Source organism: Streptomyces sp. NPDC014764 (assembly GCF_043082785.1).
Taxonomy (GTDB): domain Bacteria; phylum Actinomycetota; class Actinomycetes; order Streptomycetales; family Streptomycetaceae; genus Streptomyces; species Streptomyces althioticus.
The window spans coordinates 47,896-61,101 of the sequence record NZ_JBIBXY010000007.1 but is presented as its reverse complement, the minus strand read 5'-3'; the positions used below and the strand labels follow the sequence as shown (position 1 = coordinate 61,101).

The 13,206-nt window shown below is 73.0% G+C and carries 14 protein-coding genes; 8 read left to right on the top strand and 6 right to left on the bottom strand.

The window, feature by feature from the left end:
• Positions 1-37: 37 nt before the first annotated feature.
• Complete coding sequence (locus tag ACF1AG_RS18985) at positions 38-850, bottom strand: acyltransferase (RefSeq protein ID WP_359606541.1); 813 nt, start codon at positions 848-850, stop codon at positions 38-40.
• Positions 851-956: 106 nt separating this feature from the next.
• On the opposite strand from ACF1AG_RS18985, the gene ACF1AG_RS18980 reads away from it, so the two are divergent.
• Entirely contained in the window at positions 957-1,487 is a 531-nt protein-coding gene (locus tag ACF1AG_RS18980) for a gamma carbonic anhydrase family protein (protein WP_359606543.1), read from the top strand.
• Between the two features lie 333 nt (positions 1,488-1,820).
• Here the strand turns inward: ACF1AG_RS18980 and ACF1AG_RS18975 are convergent, their stop codons facing one another.
• Positions 1,821-2,468 (bottom strand): DedA family protein, encoded by a 648-nt coding sequence (locus tag ACF1AG_RS18975; protein WP_359606544.1) that lies wholly within the window; start codon positions 2,466-2,468, stop codon positions 1,821-1,823.
• A 229-nt stretch (positions 2,469-2,697) separates the two neighbouring features.
• On the opposite strand from ACF1AG_RS18975, the gene ACF1AG_RS18970 reads away from it, so the two are divergent.
• From ACF1AG_RS18970 to ACF1AG_RS18960, 3 genes are all read left to right on the top strand, one after another.
• Positions 2,698-3,162 carry a cyclic nucleotide-binding domain-containing protein gene (locus ACF1AG_RS18970; RefSeq protein WP_359606546.1) on the top strand — a complete coding sequence of 155 codons (465 nt, stop codon included), beginning with the start codon at positions 2,698-2,700 and terminating at the stop codon, positions 3,160-3,162.
• Between the two features lie 157 nt (positions 3,163-3,319).
• Positions 3,320-4,330, top strand: a complete 1,011-nt coding sequence (locus tag ACF1AG_RS18965; protein WP_359606548.1) for a hypothetical protein — start codon at positions 3,320-3,322, stop codon at positions 4,328-4,330.
• A gap of 84 nt (positions 4,331-4,414) precedes the next feature.
• The gene (locus tag ACF1AG_RS18960; RefSeq protein WP_391810075.1) at positions 4,415-5,701 is read left to right on the top strand and encodes an MFS transporter; all 1,287 of its coding nucleotides are present in this window, start codon (positions 4,415-4,417) and stop codon (positions 5,699-5,701) included.
• Between the two features lie 334 nt (positions 5,702-6,035).
• Here ACF1AG_RS18960 and ACF1AG_RS18955 read toward each other — a convergent pair whose 3' ends face one another.
• The 3 genes from ACF1AG_RS18955 to ACF1AG_RS18945 all read right to left on the bottom strand — a co-directional run bounded on the left by ACF1AG_RS18955 (position 6,036) and on the right by ACF1AG_RS18945 (position 9,157).
• Positions 6,036-6,881 (bottom strand): fused MFS/spermidine synthase, encoded by an 846-nt coding sequence (locus tag ACF1AG_RS18955; RefSeq protein WP_359600728.1) that lies wholly within the window; start codon positions 6,879-6,881, stop codon positions 6,036-6,038.
• Between the two features lie 52 nt (positions 6,882-6,933).
• The gene (gene tuf / locus ACF1AG_RS18950; protein ID WP_391810074.1) at positions 6,934-8,103 is read right to left on the bottom strand and encodes an elongation factor Tu; all 1,170 of its coding nucleotides are present in this window, start codon (positions 8,101-8,103) and stop codon (positions 6,934-6,936) included.
• A gap of 325 nt (positions 8,104-8,428) precedes the next feature.
• Positions 8,429-9,157 carry a DNA alkylation repair protein gene (locus ACF1AG_RS18945; protein WP_391810073.1) on the bottom strand — a complete coding sequence of 243 codons (729 nt, stop codon included), beginning with the start codon at positions 9,155-9,157 and terminating at the stop codon, positions 8,429-8,431.
• Positions 9,158-9,206: 49 nt separating this feature from the next.
• On the opposite strand from ACF1AG_RS18945, the gene ACF1AG_RS18940 reads away from it, so the two are divergent.
• The gene (locus ACF1AG_RS18940) at positions 9,207-9,995 is read left to right on the top strand and encodes a TVP38/TMEM64 family protein (protein WP_359600731.1); all 789 of its coding nucleotides are present in this window, start codon (positions 9,207-9,209) and stop codon (positions 9,993-9,995) included.
• A 16-nt stretch (positions 9,996-10,011) separates the two neighbouring features.
• On the opposite strand, the gene ACF1AG_RS18935 is transcribed toward ACF1AG_RS18940, so the two are convergent.
• Complete coding sequence (locus tag ACF1AG_RS18935) at positions 10,012-11,181, bottom strand: thiolase family protein (protein ID WP_391810072.1); 1,170 nt, start codon at positions 11,179-11,181, stop codon at positions 10,012-10,014.
• A 141-nt stretch (positions 11,182-11,322) separates the two neighbouring features.
• On the opposite strand from ACF1AG_RS18935, the gene ACF1AG_RS18930 reads away from it, so the two are divergent.
• From ACF1AG_RS18930 to ACF1AG_RS18920, 3 genes are all read left to right on the top strand, one after another.
• Positions 11,323-11,793: a helix-turn-helix domain-containing protein gene (locus ACF1AG_RS18930; RefSeq protein ID WP_359745046.1), complete on the top strand. Its 471-nt coding sequence runs from the start codon at positions 11,323-11,325 to the stop codon at positions 11,791-11,793.
• Positions 11,794-11,957: 164 nt separating this feature from the next.
• The gene (locus ACF1AG_RS18925; RefSeq protein WP_359600734.1) at positions 11,958-12,833 is read left to right on the top strand and encodes an undecaprenyl-diphosphate phosphatase; all 876 of its coding nucleotides are present in this window, start codon (positions 11,958-11,960) and stop codon (positions 12,831-12,833) included.
• Positions 12,834-13,003: 170 nt separating this feature from the next.
• Positions 13,004-13,183 carry a hypothetical protein gene (locus ACF1AG_RS18920; RefSeq protein WP_063823437.1) on the top strand — a complete coding sequence of 60 codons (180 nt, stop codon included), beginning with the start codon at positions 13,004-13,006 and terminating at the stop codon, positions 13,181-13,183.
• The last annotated feature ends 23 nt before the right edge of the window (positions 13,184-13,206 follow it).

The window sequence follows — 13,206 nt, the reverse complement described above, 5'->3', positions numbered from 1 at the left end:
ACTGTACTGCGAGGCCGGTGCGGGTACGGCGCGGGCGTCAGGCGCCGGACTCCATCTCGGCCAGCCGCGCGGCGCCGTGGGCCTCCGGTTCCGCCCCGTCCAGCTCCGCGAGGCGGGCCACGCCCTCCTCGTCGAGCCGCGACAGCGCCCGCAGCTGTTCCGGCGTGACGTCGTCGGGGAGCGGCACGGGCGGCGGGGTGCGCAGCGGCGGCTGCCAGCCCTCGTCGGGCGTCCAGCGGCGTACGACCCGGGCGGGCGCGCCCGCGACCACGCAGTGGTCCGGCACCTCGCCCCGGACGACCGCGCCCGCGGCCACCACCACGTTCCGCCCGACGCGGGCGCCCGGCAGGATCACCGCGCCGGTGCCGATCCAGCAGCCGGGGCCGATCTCGACCGGCTCCATGCGAGGCCACTGCTTGCCGATGGGCTCGTGCGGGTCGTCGTAGGAGTGGTTGGTCGAGGTGACGTAGACGTACGGACCGAAGTAGCAGTCGCTGCCGATGGTCACGGTGGTGTCGGCGATGACGTGGCTGCCGCGGCCGAGGACGACGCCGTCGCCGATGCGCAGGATCGGCTCGGGGCCGAGGTCGAGGCCGGGCATGAGTCCCGCGGTGAGGGTGACCTGCTCGCCGACGATGCAGTGGGAGCCGATGCGGATCCAGGGCTCGCCGAAGACGGTGCCGAGCGGGAAGGCGAGTCTGGTTCCTGTTCCCATCGCCCCGAAGCGGAAGCGGCCGGGGTGTTCGGCGGTCACCGAGCCCGTGCGCTGCGCCCAGGCCCAGCCCGCGTGGACCGCGCGCTGGGCGAGGCGGCGCGGCCAGGACGAGAACGTGTTCTTGCGCTTCGGCACCCGCTCACCGTAGTCCGCGGGTGCGACGGGTACGGGCCGACGCCCCTGTGATCTTCACCCCACCGGGTGGCGTACCGTTCCCCCGACGTTCGACTAGGAGGCGACGATGACGCACCAGGCTCTGATCACCGGCATCGGCGGCAGGGAGCCGCGGATCGACGAGGGGGCGTTCGTGGCCCCCACGGCGAGCGTGATCGGCGACGTGACGCTGAACGCGGGGGCGAGCGTCTGGTACGGCGCGGTGCTGCGCGGCGACGTGGAGTCGATCACCGTGGGCGCGAGCAGCAACGTGCAGGACAACTGCACCCTGCACGCCGACCCCGGGTTCCCGGTGAGCGTGGGCGAGCGGGTGTCCGTCGGGCACAACGCGGTGGTCCACGGCGCGACCGTGGAGGACGACTGCCTGATCGGCATGGGCGCGACGGTGCTGAACGGCGCGGTGATCGGGGCGGGCTCGCTGGTCGCCGCGCAGGCGCTGGTGCCGCAGGGGATGCGGGTGCCGCCCGGCTCCCTGGTCGCGGGCGTCCCGGCGAAGGTGCGGCGGGAGCTGACGCCGGAGGAGCGGGAGGGGCTGACCCTCAACGGCACGATGTACGCGGAGCTGGCGAAGGCGCATCGGGATCAGCACGGGGGCTGAGACGCGGTCGCCTGTCGGCGTGCGGGCCGGTGGGTGTTCGGCGCGCAGTTACCCGCGCCCCTGAAGGTGCCTGTCGCACCGGTGACCTCGCAGGTGCCTGTCGGGCAGTACGCCTAGGGGCGCGGGGAACTGCGCGCCAAGCCCCCACCGGCCCGCACCCAGGGCGTGAGGTGAACGGGCGACCGCGGGCCCGTCGTGGCCGTTCGCGCAGTTCCCCGCGCCCCTAGGTGGCTGCCAGGACCGGCGCCCTCAAGGTCACCCAGGTGACAGACACCCTCAGGGGCGCGGGGAACTGCGCGCCAAGCCCCCACCGGCCCGCACCGCCCGGGTGGGTCAGTCGCCGACCGGCGCCGGTGTGGGCGTGGTCTCCGCGGCGGACGCCGTCTTCTTCGCCTTGCGCTTCAGCACCAGCATCGACGTCACGCCGATCAGAACAGCCGCCACCAGCCCCAGCCAGGAGAACCGCTTCAGCCAGGACTCCGCGACGATCCCCACGTAGTAGATGACCGCCGTCGTGCCGCCCGCCCACAGGATGCCGCCGAGGACGTTGGCGGTCAGGAACTTCCAGTACGGCATGCGCAGCACACCCGCGAGCGGGCCCGCGAAGATCCGCAGCAGGGCGACGAAGCGGCCGAAGAAGACCGCCCACATGCCCCACTTCTGGAAGGACCGCTCGGCGGTCGCGATGTGCGCCTCGCTGAAGTGGCGGGGGAACTTCCCGCCCAGCCAGGCCAGCAGCGGCCGCCCGCCCTTGCGGCCGATGGCGTAGCCGATCGAGTCGCCGATGATCGCGCCGGCGGTGGCGCAGGCGCCGAGGATCACCGGGTCGATGTCGCCGTGCTGGGAGGCCAGCAGCGCCGAGGAGACCAGGATGATCTCGCCGGGCAGCGGGATGCCCAGGCTCTCCAGCCCGATGACGATTCCCACCAGCGCGTACACGGCGACCGCGGGTACGGTCTCGAGCCATTCCTGGACGTGCAACGCCTCTTCCTCCGGTCCGCCGATGCCGTGTGTCCGTGCATGTGGGTGCCAACCCGGGCAGGTGGCACGACCGGGAAGCCTACCGGTTCGGGCGAAGCCGTCCGGTCGGGGCCGTATGCCGCGCCGCCGGGGCCGGTCGGCCCATGCGGGCGTCGGCGGACGGGGGGACCCTGGAAGCAGCCAGTGGAGATGCCGACGACGGCCCACACTTCGCCCCGGGAGGCCCGCCATGTTCGCTCCCCCGTCCCACAGCCTGCCGCGTGCCCTGCCCGCAGAGCACCGGGAGCGGCTCATGGCCACCGCGCGCGAGGTGTCGTTTCCGCAGGGGTCCCGGCTGATGGAGGAGGGCGGCCGGGCGGACCGGTTCTGGGTGATCAGGACCGGCACCGTGGAGCTGGACATGCGGGTGCCGGGCCGCCGGCCCGTCGTCATCGAGCGGCTCGGGCACAACGAACTGGTCGGCTGGTCGTGGCTGTTCCGTCCGCACGTCTGGCAGCTGGGCGCCGAGGCGGCCACCCCGGTGCGGGCGTACGAGTTCGACGCCGCGGCCGTCCTCGCCCTGTGCGAGGAGGATCCGGAGCTGGGCCGTGAGGTGACCCGCCGGGTGGGCGAGGTGGTGGCCCACCGGCTGCACTCGGCCCGCATCCGGCTGCTCGACCTGTTCGGTCCGTACGGCGCCGGCGCGGCTGTGTGAGGGAGGCCGGCCGGGCCGTGGAGGGTTCACCGGTCCGCCCGTGGGACCGGTGAGCCGCCTCCCCCTGTCCGGGCCCGCGGCCCGTGGACCCGGTTGCTACGTCCCTGTCAAAGGGCAGTGACCGAATCGTGTCAGGGCGCGGCTAGTGTGGCTGCCCATGTGGCCAGGACAGCAGCCGCCCGGGGGCGAGCAGAACCCGCAGTCGAACAATCCGTACCAGCAGCCGGGGTACCAGCAGCCGAATCCCTACCAGCAATCCGGCTACCAGCAGCCGAACCCGTACCAGCAGCAGCCGCAGTGGGGCGAGCCCTCCACCGTGGGCATGCCGCAGCCCGGTGACGGCGGCGGTGGCGGGAACCGTACGAAGCTGGTGGCGATCATCGCGGCGACGGCGGTGGTCGTGGCCGCGGGCGTGACCGGTTTCCTGGTGCTCGGCGGCGACAAGGACGACGAGGCTGACGGCAAGAAGCCGACCAAGCCGAGCGCGACCGCGTCCGAGGACGCCTCCGCGGACCCGACCCCCTCGACGTCGGGTGGCAACCCGCGCGGCGGCGAGGGTGAGAAGGCGACGATCCCCGGCTGGCAGGTCGTCGTGAACACCCGCTTCGGCACCAAGTTCGACGTCCCGGGCGACTGGGAGATCGAGTCGCCGGGCACCTCCGTGGGCTTCGAATGGGAGGAGAAGGACGGTGAGATGGGCCGTACCACCGTCACCGCTCCCGCCTACCTGAAGTCCAAGTGGTGCACCGAGGACGAGAACAAGGACGGCCGCACCGAGGACACCGCGCTCGCCACCGCCGGCACCCGTGGTGAGAACGGCGCGAAGGACACCAAGCAGGCGGCCGAGACCCGCGTGCCGTGGTGGATCTTCGGCGGTTACACGCAGCCCGACAAGAAGAGCGTGAAGTTCGACGCGCCGAAGCCGTACACCACGAAGTCCGGGATCACCGGGCACGTGGCCACGGCGCACTCGGAAGGCACGCCGCAGAAGGGCAAGTGCGACAGCGAGGGCAAGGCGATCACCTTCGGGTTCAAGAACGGCGCGGGCGATTTCGTCACCTGGAACCTGTACGGCGCGGCGGGCGTGAAGGAAGAGATCCCCGAGGCGACCGTGCAGAAGATTCTCAGCACGGTCCGGCTGACCGAGGAACCGCCGACGGATTCGTGACGGCCCGGGCCCGCACGTGTGCGGGCCCGGTACCCACTTGGCACCCACTTGGCAAGACGGCCCTCTCCCGGCGATAGTCACCGGGTGCCGACCTCCGCCGTCCGCCGCCGCCCCGCCTGCGCCGGCCGCAACTACACGCTGCTGACCGCCTCCGCCGTGGTGACCAACCTGGGCAGCCACGGCGCGCTGATCGCCGCCGCGTTCGCCGTGCTGGGCGCGGGCGGCGACGGCGGAGACGTGGGCCTGGTGGCCGCCGCCCGCACCCTGCCGCTCGTGCTGTTCCTGCTGATCGGCGGCGCCGTCGCGGACCGGCTGCCGCGGCACCGGGTGATGGTCGCGGCCAACGTCCTGAACTGCACCTCGCAGGCCGCGTTCGCCGCGCTGGTCCTCGTGGGTGAGCCGCAGCTGTGGCAGATGATGCTGCTCAGCGGGCTGGGAGGCGCCGGGCAGGCGTTCTTCAACCCTGCCGCCGAGGGCATGCTGCTGTCCTCCGTCGACGGCGAACAGGCCGGGCGCGCGTTCGCCGTGTTCCGTATGGCGATGCAAGGGGCGACCCTGGGCGGCGCCGCGCTCGGCGGGGCGATGGTCGCCGCGATCGGGCCCGGCTGGGTGCTGGCGGTGGACGCGGCGGCCTTCGCGGTCGCGGCGGTGCTGCGGGCGTTCCTCGACGTGAAGCACATCCCGCCGCGCGAGCCGGGCGGCGGGATGCTCGCCGACCTGCGGGACGGCTGGCGGGAGTTCACCGGCCGGCCGTGGCTGTGGGGCATCGTCGTGCAGTTCTCCATCGCCAACGCGGTCGTCGGCGCGGCGGACGCGGTCTACGGTCCGCTCGTCGCCCGCGACCATCTGGGCGGGCCGGCTCCTTGGGGCATCGCACTGGCGTTCTTCGGCGGCGGCACGGTGGCGGGTGCGCTGCTGATGACGCGCTGGCAGCCGCGCCGTCTGCTGCTGGTGGGCACGCTGTGCGTGTTCCCGCTGGCCCTGCCGTCCGCGGCGCTCGCGGTGCCGGTGCCGGTGGTGGTGCTGTGCGCGGTGATGTTCGTGACGGGGCTGTCCGTGGAGGTCTTCGGCGTCTCCTGGATGACGGCGCTGCACCAGGAGATACCGGAGGAGAAGCTGTCGCGGGTGTCCGCGTACGACTGGTTCGGGTCGGTCGCGCTCGTCCCGGCGGCGATGGCGCTCGCGGGGCCGGCGGAGACGGCGTTCGGCAGGCCGGAGGCGCTGTGGGGGTGCGCCGTGCTGGTCGTTGTGGTCACTGCCGCGGTCCTGACGGTCCCGGACGTCCGCAACTTGCGCCGCCGCACGAAGCCGGTCGCGGGCGCCTTGCCCGGCGCCCAGGAGGAGGTCGGCAAGGGGACGGCCGTCGGGTAGCCGCGGCTCGGCGGGTGCCGTTCGCGCAGTTCCCCGCGCCCCCGAAGGCGCCACGGCGGACCCGCGGTCAACGTCACTGCCGCCGAGTGGGTGCCGTTCGCGCAGTTCCCCGCGCCCCCTGAAGGGCGCAGCACCACCGTCACCCTGAAGGGGCGCGGGGAACTGCGCGAGAAGCCACGACAGCGCCGCACCCGACAAGCCACCGTCAGCCCCCCCCAGGGGCGCGGGGAACTGCGCGCTCAGCCCTCAACCGGCCCCGCACCCGACCAGTCACCGTCACCCCCAGGGGCGCGGGGAACTGCGCGAGAGACCACGATGGCGCTGCACCCGCCCCCTACCCGATCGCGAACGCCCCCGAAGGCGGCAGCGGTGACGGCACCGCCGTCGCCTCGAGAACCGGGGACGCCTCGCCCACCCACCGCCGCAGGGCCTCCCCCCGCACCACCCGCGCCGGAAACGGATCCCCCGCGACCGCCCGCGTCAACGCCCCGGCGTCCATCGCACGGTCGGACGCCGCCAGCACCACGTTCCCGAACCGCCGCCCCCGCAGCACCGCCGGCTCGGCGACGAGCACCACCTCCGCGAACCGCACAGCGACCGTCGCCACCTGCGACCGCAGGAACGCGAACGGCGCCGCGTCCGCGAGATTGGCGAGGTACACCCCGCCGCCCCGCAGCACCCGCGCCACCTCGTCGACGTACCCGACGGTGGTCAGGTGCGCCGGCACCTGCGACCCCCCGAAGACGTCCGCGACAAGAACGTCCGCGCTGTCGTCGGAGGCGGCCTCCAGCCACGCACGCGCGTCGACCGTGTGCACGGCGACACCAGCCTCCGCCGACAACGGAAGGTGCTCGGCGACCAGCGCCGCCAGCCCCGCGTCGGCCTCGACCACGTCCTGACGCGACCCCGGCCGGGTGGCGGCCAGGTACCTGGGCAACGTCATCGCCCCGCCCCCGAGATGCACCGCGTCCAGCGGAGCCCCGGCCTCGCCGGCCACGTCGAGCACGTGTCCCAGCCGCCGCGCGTACTCGAACTCCAGGTGCGTCGGCTCGTCCAGGTCGACGTAGGACTGCGGGGCGCCGTCGACCGTCAGCAGCCAGGCCCGTTCCCGGTCGACGTCGGGCATCAGCTTGGCGGTGCCGTGGTCGACGGCGCGGGACACGGGGATCGGCTCGTTCACCGTCCCATTGTGCCGCCGCGCCGCCGCGCCACCGCCGGACCGTGTCAGAGGCTCACTCGACCTCCGTCACCGTCCCGGCCCCGACCGTGCGCCCGCCCTCGCGGACGGCGAAGCCGAGCCCCGGCTCGAGGGGCACGTCGCGCCCGAGCTCCACGGTGACGGTCACCGTGTCCCCGGGCCGCGCCACCGCCGCCTCGCCGAGGTCGACGTTCCCGACGACGTCCGCGGTGCGGATGTAGAACTGTGGCCGGTAGCCGGTCGACAGGGGTGTCGTCCGGCCGCCCTCGCGGGCGGACAGCACGTACAGCCGCGCCGTGAACCGCCGGCTGGGCGTCACGCTGCCCGGCGCGGCCACCACGTGTCCGCGCCGCACCGCGTCGCGCGGCACCCCGCGCAGCAGCAGCGCCACGTTGTCCCCGGCCTGCGCCTCCTCCATGGGCTTGCCGAAGGTTTCCAGGCCGGTCACGACGGTCTCGGTGTCAGCGCCGAGGACCTGCACCTTGTCGCCGGCCCGGACCGTGCCGCGCTCCACCGCGCCGGTGACGACGGTGCCGCGCCCGGTGATGGTGAGCACGTTCTCCACCGGCAGCAGGAACGGCGCGTCCAGATACCGCTCCGGCACGGGCACATAGGTGTCGACCGCGTCGAGCAGCGCCTCGATCGAGGCGGTCCACCGCGGGTCGCCCTCCAGCGCCTTGAGTCCGGACACCCGGACGACGGGCGTCGCGTCACCGCCGTAGCCGTGCGCGGTGAGCAGCTCGCGGACCTCCAGCTCGACCAGGTCGGTCAGCTCCTCGTCGCCCGCGTCGGCCTTGTTGAGGGCGACGACGATGTGGTCGACGCCGACCTGACGGGCGAGCAGCACGTGCTCGGCGGTCTGCGGCATGATCCCGTCCAGCGCGGACACGACGAGGATCGCCCCGTCGAGCTGGGCGGCGCCGGTGACCATGTTCTTCACGTAGTCGGCGTGGCCGGGCATGTCGATGTGCGCGTAGTGCCGGGTGCCGGTCTCGTACTCGACGTGCGCGATGTTGATGGTGATGCCGCGGGCGGCCTCCTCCGGGGCCCGGTCGATGCGGTCGAACGGCACGAAGGTGCCGGCGCCCCGCTCGGCGAGGACCTTGGTGATGGCGGCGGTCAGGGTGGTCTTGCCGTGGTCGACGTGGCCCATCGTGCCGATGTTGAGGTGCGGTTTGGTGCGGATGTACGCCGTCTTGGACATGGCGGTACCTGGGAACCTCTCAGGTGATGACGCGTCAGGCCCCGGGCGCGGCAGATCGGCGCGCGGCCGGGACGGGGACCCCGGGAACCTGCCCGACCCTCCCCCTGCGGGGTCCGCCGGGCAATCCGGGGAGGGTCAGCTTCGGGCGCCGTCGACTGCGGCGACGAGAACGGTGACGGCAGCCTTCGGGGCATCCGCGACGGCGGATGCTGCGAGGAGGAAGGCGTACCGGAACATGACGTCGATCCTGGCCGACGGCGCGCCCCGCGTCGACTCATTTTCCGCGAAGCGGAAGTCCGCCCTACGCCTCAGCCGCTCGCACCGCTCACGCGCCGATGTTCTTCAGCGCCTCCCGCACCGACAGCGGCGCGAACCGGTCGCCCTCGCGCGCGACGAAGTCGCGTACCGCGTCCGGGTCGGTCTTGGCGTACTCGCGCAGGGCCCAGCCGATGGCCTTGCGGACGAAGAAGTCGGGATGGCCGGACCGGCGCAGGCAGTAGCCGAAGAGCCGCCCGGTGTCGGTGCGTTCCTTGTAGCGGAGCTGGTGCAGCAGGGCGGCGCGTACGAGCCACTTGTCGTCGTCGGCGCTCCACCGGTCCATCTCGGCGGTGAGCGCGGGGTCGGCGGCGACGAGTGCCCCGACGACGTGCGCGGCGAGCAGGTCGACGGTGTCCCACCAGGGCACGGTGGTGACGAGGTGCCGGGTCACGGGCAGGAAGCCGGAGGAGCATTGCCGTACGTGCCGGCGCAGGTGGTCGACGGCGAAGTAGTGGTACTCCCGCTCGGGCAGTTCCCAGCAGCGCAGCGCGATCGCGGTGCAGTCGTCCTCGGACGGGCGGGGCAGGCCGGCTTCGACGGTGCGGGACAGGGCGCGGCGCGCCGGGGTCCTCAGTCCCAGGAAGGGCGCGACGTCCTTCATGTACGCCCGCATGGCGTCGGCCGCGGCGGGGTCGGCGGCGGACGCGTACGCGGCGACGAGCCGCTCCAGCACCGTGTCGGCCAGTGTGCTGTCCGGCACCCGTGGCGGCGCCGGACCGTCTTCTGTGACGCGCATGAGACGAACACTACGGCGATCTCGCACGTATGTCGGTTAGTGTCACCGGATGCTCGATGCCACCAACCGCTCTGGGGGCACCGCCACGGCCCGTCCCCGGGCCGGCTCGTCCGACCTCGCGGTCGCCGTCCCCACGGCCGCTCCCGTTCTCGCGCCCGCTCCCGGTTTCGCCGGGCGGTGCGCGAGAGTCCTGCTGTCGCCGTGGTCGCGGCTGTCCCTGCTGGTCGTGCTGCTCGCCTCGGCGGCGGCGGTCATGGTGGTGCTGGAGCCGCAGCAGCTGCTGACCGACGGCCTCCCGGCCCGGCTGGGCGGTGCCGTGGGCGTCGTCGCCTACGCGGTGGCGTACGGGGCGTGCACGGTGGCGTTCGTGCCGCGCCCGCTGCTGAATCTGGCCGCGGGGGCGCTGTTCGGCTCCCAGTTCGGTCTGGTGGCGGCGCTGGGCGGAACGGTGCTGGGCGCCGGCCTCGCGTTCTGCCTGGGCCGGGTGCTCGGCCAGGAGGCGCTGCGTCCGCTGCTGCGCGGGCGCTGGCTGAAGGCCGCGGACCACCAGCTGAGCCGGCACGGTTTCCGGTCGATGCTGGCGGCGCGGCTGTTCCCCGGGATCCCGTTCGCCGCCGCCAACTACTGCGCCTCGGTCTCCCGGATGGGTCTGCTGCCGTTCCTGCTGGCGACGGCGCTCGGCTCGATCCCGAACACCGCCGCCTACGTGGTGGCGGGCGCCCGCGCCTCCACCCCGACGTCCCCGGCCTTCCTGATCGCGCTGGCCTGCATCGCCGTGCCGGGTCTCGCGGGCGCGGTCGTGGCGTGGCGCAAGCGGCACCGGCTGCGCGCCGGGTAGCGGCGCGGGCGATCCGTCAGATGCGCTCCAGGATCATCGCGTTGGCGAGCCCGCCGGCCTCGCACATGGTCTGCAGGGCGTAGCGAGCGCCGCGCTCCCTCATGGCGTGGACCAGGGTGGTCGTCAGCCGGGTGCCGCTCGCGCCGAGCGGGTGCCCGATGGCGACGGCGCCGCCGTGGACGTTGACCTTGCCGAGGTCGGCGCCGGTCTCCTGCTGCCAGGCGAGGACCACGGCGGAGAACGCCTCGTTGACCTCGAACAGGTCGATGTCGTCGAGGGAGAGTCCGGCCCGGCGCAGCACCTTCTCGGTGGCCGGGACGACGCCGGTGAGCATCAGCAGGGGGTCGGAGCCGGTGACGGCGAAGCTGTGCAGCCGTGCGAGCGGGCGCAGTCCGAGCTTCGCGGCCGTCTCCGCGGCCACGACGAGGACGGCGGACGCGCCGTCGTTGACGGGGCTGGCGTTGCCGGCGGTGACGTTCCACTCGATCTGCGGGAAGCGCTCGGCGAAGTGCGGGTCGTGGTAGGCGGGCCGGAGTCCGGCGAGGACCTCGGTGCTGGTGTCCGGCCGTACGCACTCGTCGCGGGTGACGCCCTCCAGGGGGGCGACCTCGGCGTCGAACAGCCCCGCGTCCCAGGCCGCGGCCGCCCGGCGGTGCGAGGTCACGGCGAAGGAGTCCATCTGCTCGCGGGTGATCGACCACTTGGCGGCGATGAGTTCGGCGCTGATGCCCTGCGGGACGAGCCCGTCCGGGTAGCGGGCGGCGATCCCGGGGCCGAACGGATCCTTGCCCTCGGGCACGTTGGACCACATCGGCACCCGGCTCATCGACTCCACGCCGCAGGCGACGGCGATGTCGTACGCGCCGGAGATGACGCCCTGGGCGGCGAAGTGCACGGCCTGCTGGGAGGAGCCGCACTGGCGGTCGACGGTGGTGGCGGGAACGGACTCGGGCAGTCCGGCGGAGAGGGCGGCGTAGCGGGTGGTGTTCATGGCCTGCTCGCCGACCTGGTCGACGGTGCCGCCGATGACGTCGTCGATCAGCTCGGGGTCCACGCCGGAGCGTTCGACGAGGGTGCGCAGGGTGTGGGCGAGCAGTTCGACGGGGTGGACGTGGGCGAGGGCGCCGTTGGGCTTGCCCTTCCCCACGGGGGTGCGTACGGCTTCCACGATGACTGCGTCACGCATGGTGCGGGCCTCCTTGGCCGGACCGGTTCAGGACGGGATGTCACCGGGGCACTGCTACCGGTGAGTAGGAAATCCCAACTCACTTTAGCGCGGCGGGTTTGGAAATCAAACCCTCTTCGTCGGTGGCCGTAAACTGACTCCATGGCCGCCTCCAAAGACCCGCGCCCCTGCTCCGTCGCCGACGCGCTCGCGCTGGTGGGCGAGAAGTACTCCCTGCTCGTGCTGCGCGAGGTGTGCCTCGGCAACGGCCGCTTCGACCAGCTCGTGCGCAACATCGGCGCGCCGCGCGACATCCTGGCCACGCGGCTGCGCCGCCTGATCGACGCCGGGATCCTCACCAAGCGCCCGTACAGCGAGCGCCCGCAGCGCTTCGAGTACCGGCCCACCCAGGCCGGTCTCGAACTGGAGCCCGTGCTGTGGACGCTGAAGGAGTGGGGCGACCGGCACCTGCGGGCCGACAGCGGCACGCCGATGAAGCTCGAACACCACTGCGGCGACGAGTTCGTGCCGGTCGTCACGTGCCGCGCCTGCGGCGAGGAGGCGCGCCACCAGGACCTCACCGCGCACCCCCAGGCCCCCGGCTGGACGGTACGGGGCCCGGCCGCCGCCTGAGCGTCACCCGTAAGGACGCGGCGGGCCACCCGACCTTCGCCGAGGCTTCATCTCCGGGCGCTACAGTTCGCCATCGGCGCGCCCGATGATCGACAGCACCGCAGCCGGCGGTGGGGGCGTGTCCTTCGACCTTTCCGCGATCGGCACTTGGATCCCGCTGCCCCATGTCTTGGTTCGAATCCCTGATCCTCGGCCTCGTCCAGGGTCTGACCGAGTTCCTGCCCGTCTCCTCCAGCGCGCATCTGCGGCTGACAGCGGCCTTCTCCGGCTGGGAGGACCCCGGCGCCGCCTTCACCGCGATCACGCAGATCGGCACGGAGACCGCGGTGCTGATCTACTTCCGCAAGGACATCGGGCGCATTCTGTCCGCGTGGACACGCTCGCTGACGGACAAGGAGATGCGCCGGGACCAGGACGCCCGCATGGGCTGGCTGGTCATCGTCGGGTCGATCCCGATCGGCGTGCTCGGTGTGACGCTCAAGGACCAGATCGAGGGCCCGTTCCGCGATCTGCGGCTGACTGCGGCGATGCTGATCGGCATGGGTATCGTCCTGGGCGTCGCCGACCGGCTCGCGGCGCGCGCGGAGAGCGGCGGCCGGCACCGGGTGACGGCGCCCCGCAAGGAGCTGAACGAACTGACGGTCCGTGACGGCCTGATCTACGGCGCGTGCCAGGCGCTGGCCCTGATCCCGGGCGTCTCCCGCTCCGGGGCCACCATCAGCGGCGGCCTGTTCATGGGCTACCGGCGCGAGGCCGCGGCCCGTTACTCGTTCCTGCTCGCCATCCCCGCCGTGCTGGCCTCGGGCCTGTTCGAGCTGAAGGACGCGGCGGACGGAGGGCACGTCTCCTGGGGGCCGACGCTCTTCGCCACGGTGATCGCGTTCGTCACCGGGTACGCGGTGATCGCGTGGTTCATGAAGTTCATCTCGACCAAGAGCTTCATGCCGTTCGTCTGGTACCGGATCGCGCTCGGCGTGGTGATCATCGCCCTGGTCGCCGCCGGGGTCCTCAGTCCGCACGCGGCGGAGTCGGCGGGCTGAACGCGGGCCCGGGGCGCGACTGGAACGGAGTGACGCGCGCCGGGCGATGCGGAAACGGTTCTGCCGTGGAACGTACGCCCGGCCCGTGTCCGCGGCACGTGACCGAACCCATACGGGTCCCGTAGCCGTCCGGTAGCGCACCGTCAGTCCATGGCCCTAGGCTTGTCCGCATGTCCCCCGATTTAACGCCCCCTGGTTCTGTGCGGTCCGCCGCCGAGGTGAACGAGCAGATCCGCGCCCTGTGGCTGCGGGCGGGCGGCTCCCTGTCCGCCCAGGAGCGTGAGGAGTACGAGATGCTGGTCGTCGAGTGGGCGGCGGCGATCCGCGGACGGGTCGTCGAGGCGGCCTGACGCCCGCCCGCTCCGCGTCCCCC

Excerpts from the sequence above, each read along its gene's own strand:
- ACF1AG_RS18930 (WP_359745046.1), top strand. The coding sequence starts at position 11,323 with ATGGCCGCCTCCAAAGACCCGCGCCCCTGCTCCGTCGCCGACGCGCTC.
- ACF1AG_RS18920 (WP_063823437.1), top strand. The coding sequence starts at position 13,004 with ATGTCCCCCGATTTAACGCCCCCTGGTTCTGTGCGGTCCGCCGCCGAG.
- ACF1AG_RS18925 (WP_359600734.1), top strand. The coding sequence starts at position 11,958 with ATGTCTTGGTTCGAATCCCTGATCCTCGGCCTCGTCCAGGGTCTGACC.
- ACF1AG_RS18935 (WP_391810072.1), bottom strand. The coding sequence starts at position 11,181 with ATGCGTGACGCAGTCATCGTGGAAGCCGTACGCACCCCCGTGGGGAAG.
- ACF1AG_RS18965 (WP_359606548.1), top strand. The coding sequence starts at position 3,320 with ATGTGGCCAGGACAGCAGCCGCCCGGGGGCGAGCAGAACCCGCAGTCG.
- ACF1AG_RS18940 (WP_359600731.1), top strand. The coding sequence starts at position 9,207 with ATGCTCGATGCCACCAACCGCTCTGGGGGCACCGCCACGGCCCGTCCC.
- ACF1AG_RS18945 (WP_391810073.1), bottom strand. The coding sequence starts at position 9,157 with ATGCGCGTCACAGAAGACGGTCCGGCGCCGCCACGGGTGCCGGACAGC.
- ACF1AG_RS18970 (WP_359606546.1), top strand. The coding sequence starts at position 2,698 with ATGTTCGCTCCCCCGTCCCACAGCCTGCCGCGTGCCCTGCCCGCAGAG.
- ACF1AG_RS18980 (WP_359606543.1), top strand. The coding sequence starts at position 957 with ATGACGCACCAGGCTCTGATCACCGGCATCGGCGGCAGGGAGCCGCGG.
- tuf (WP_391810074.1), bottom strand. The coding sequence starts at position 8,103 with ATGTCCAAGACGGCGTACATCCGCACCAAACCGCACCTCAACATCGGC.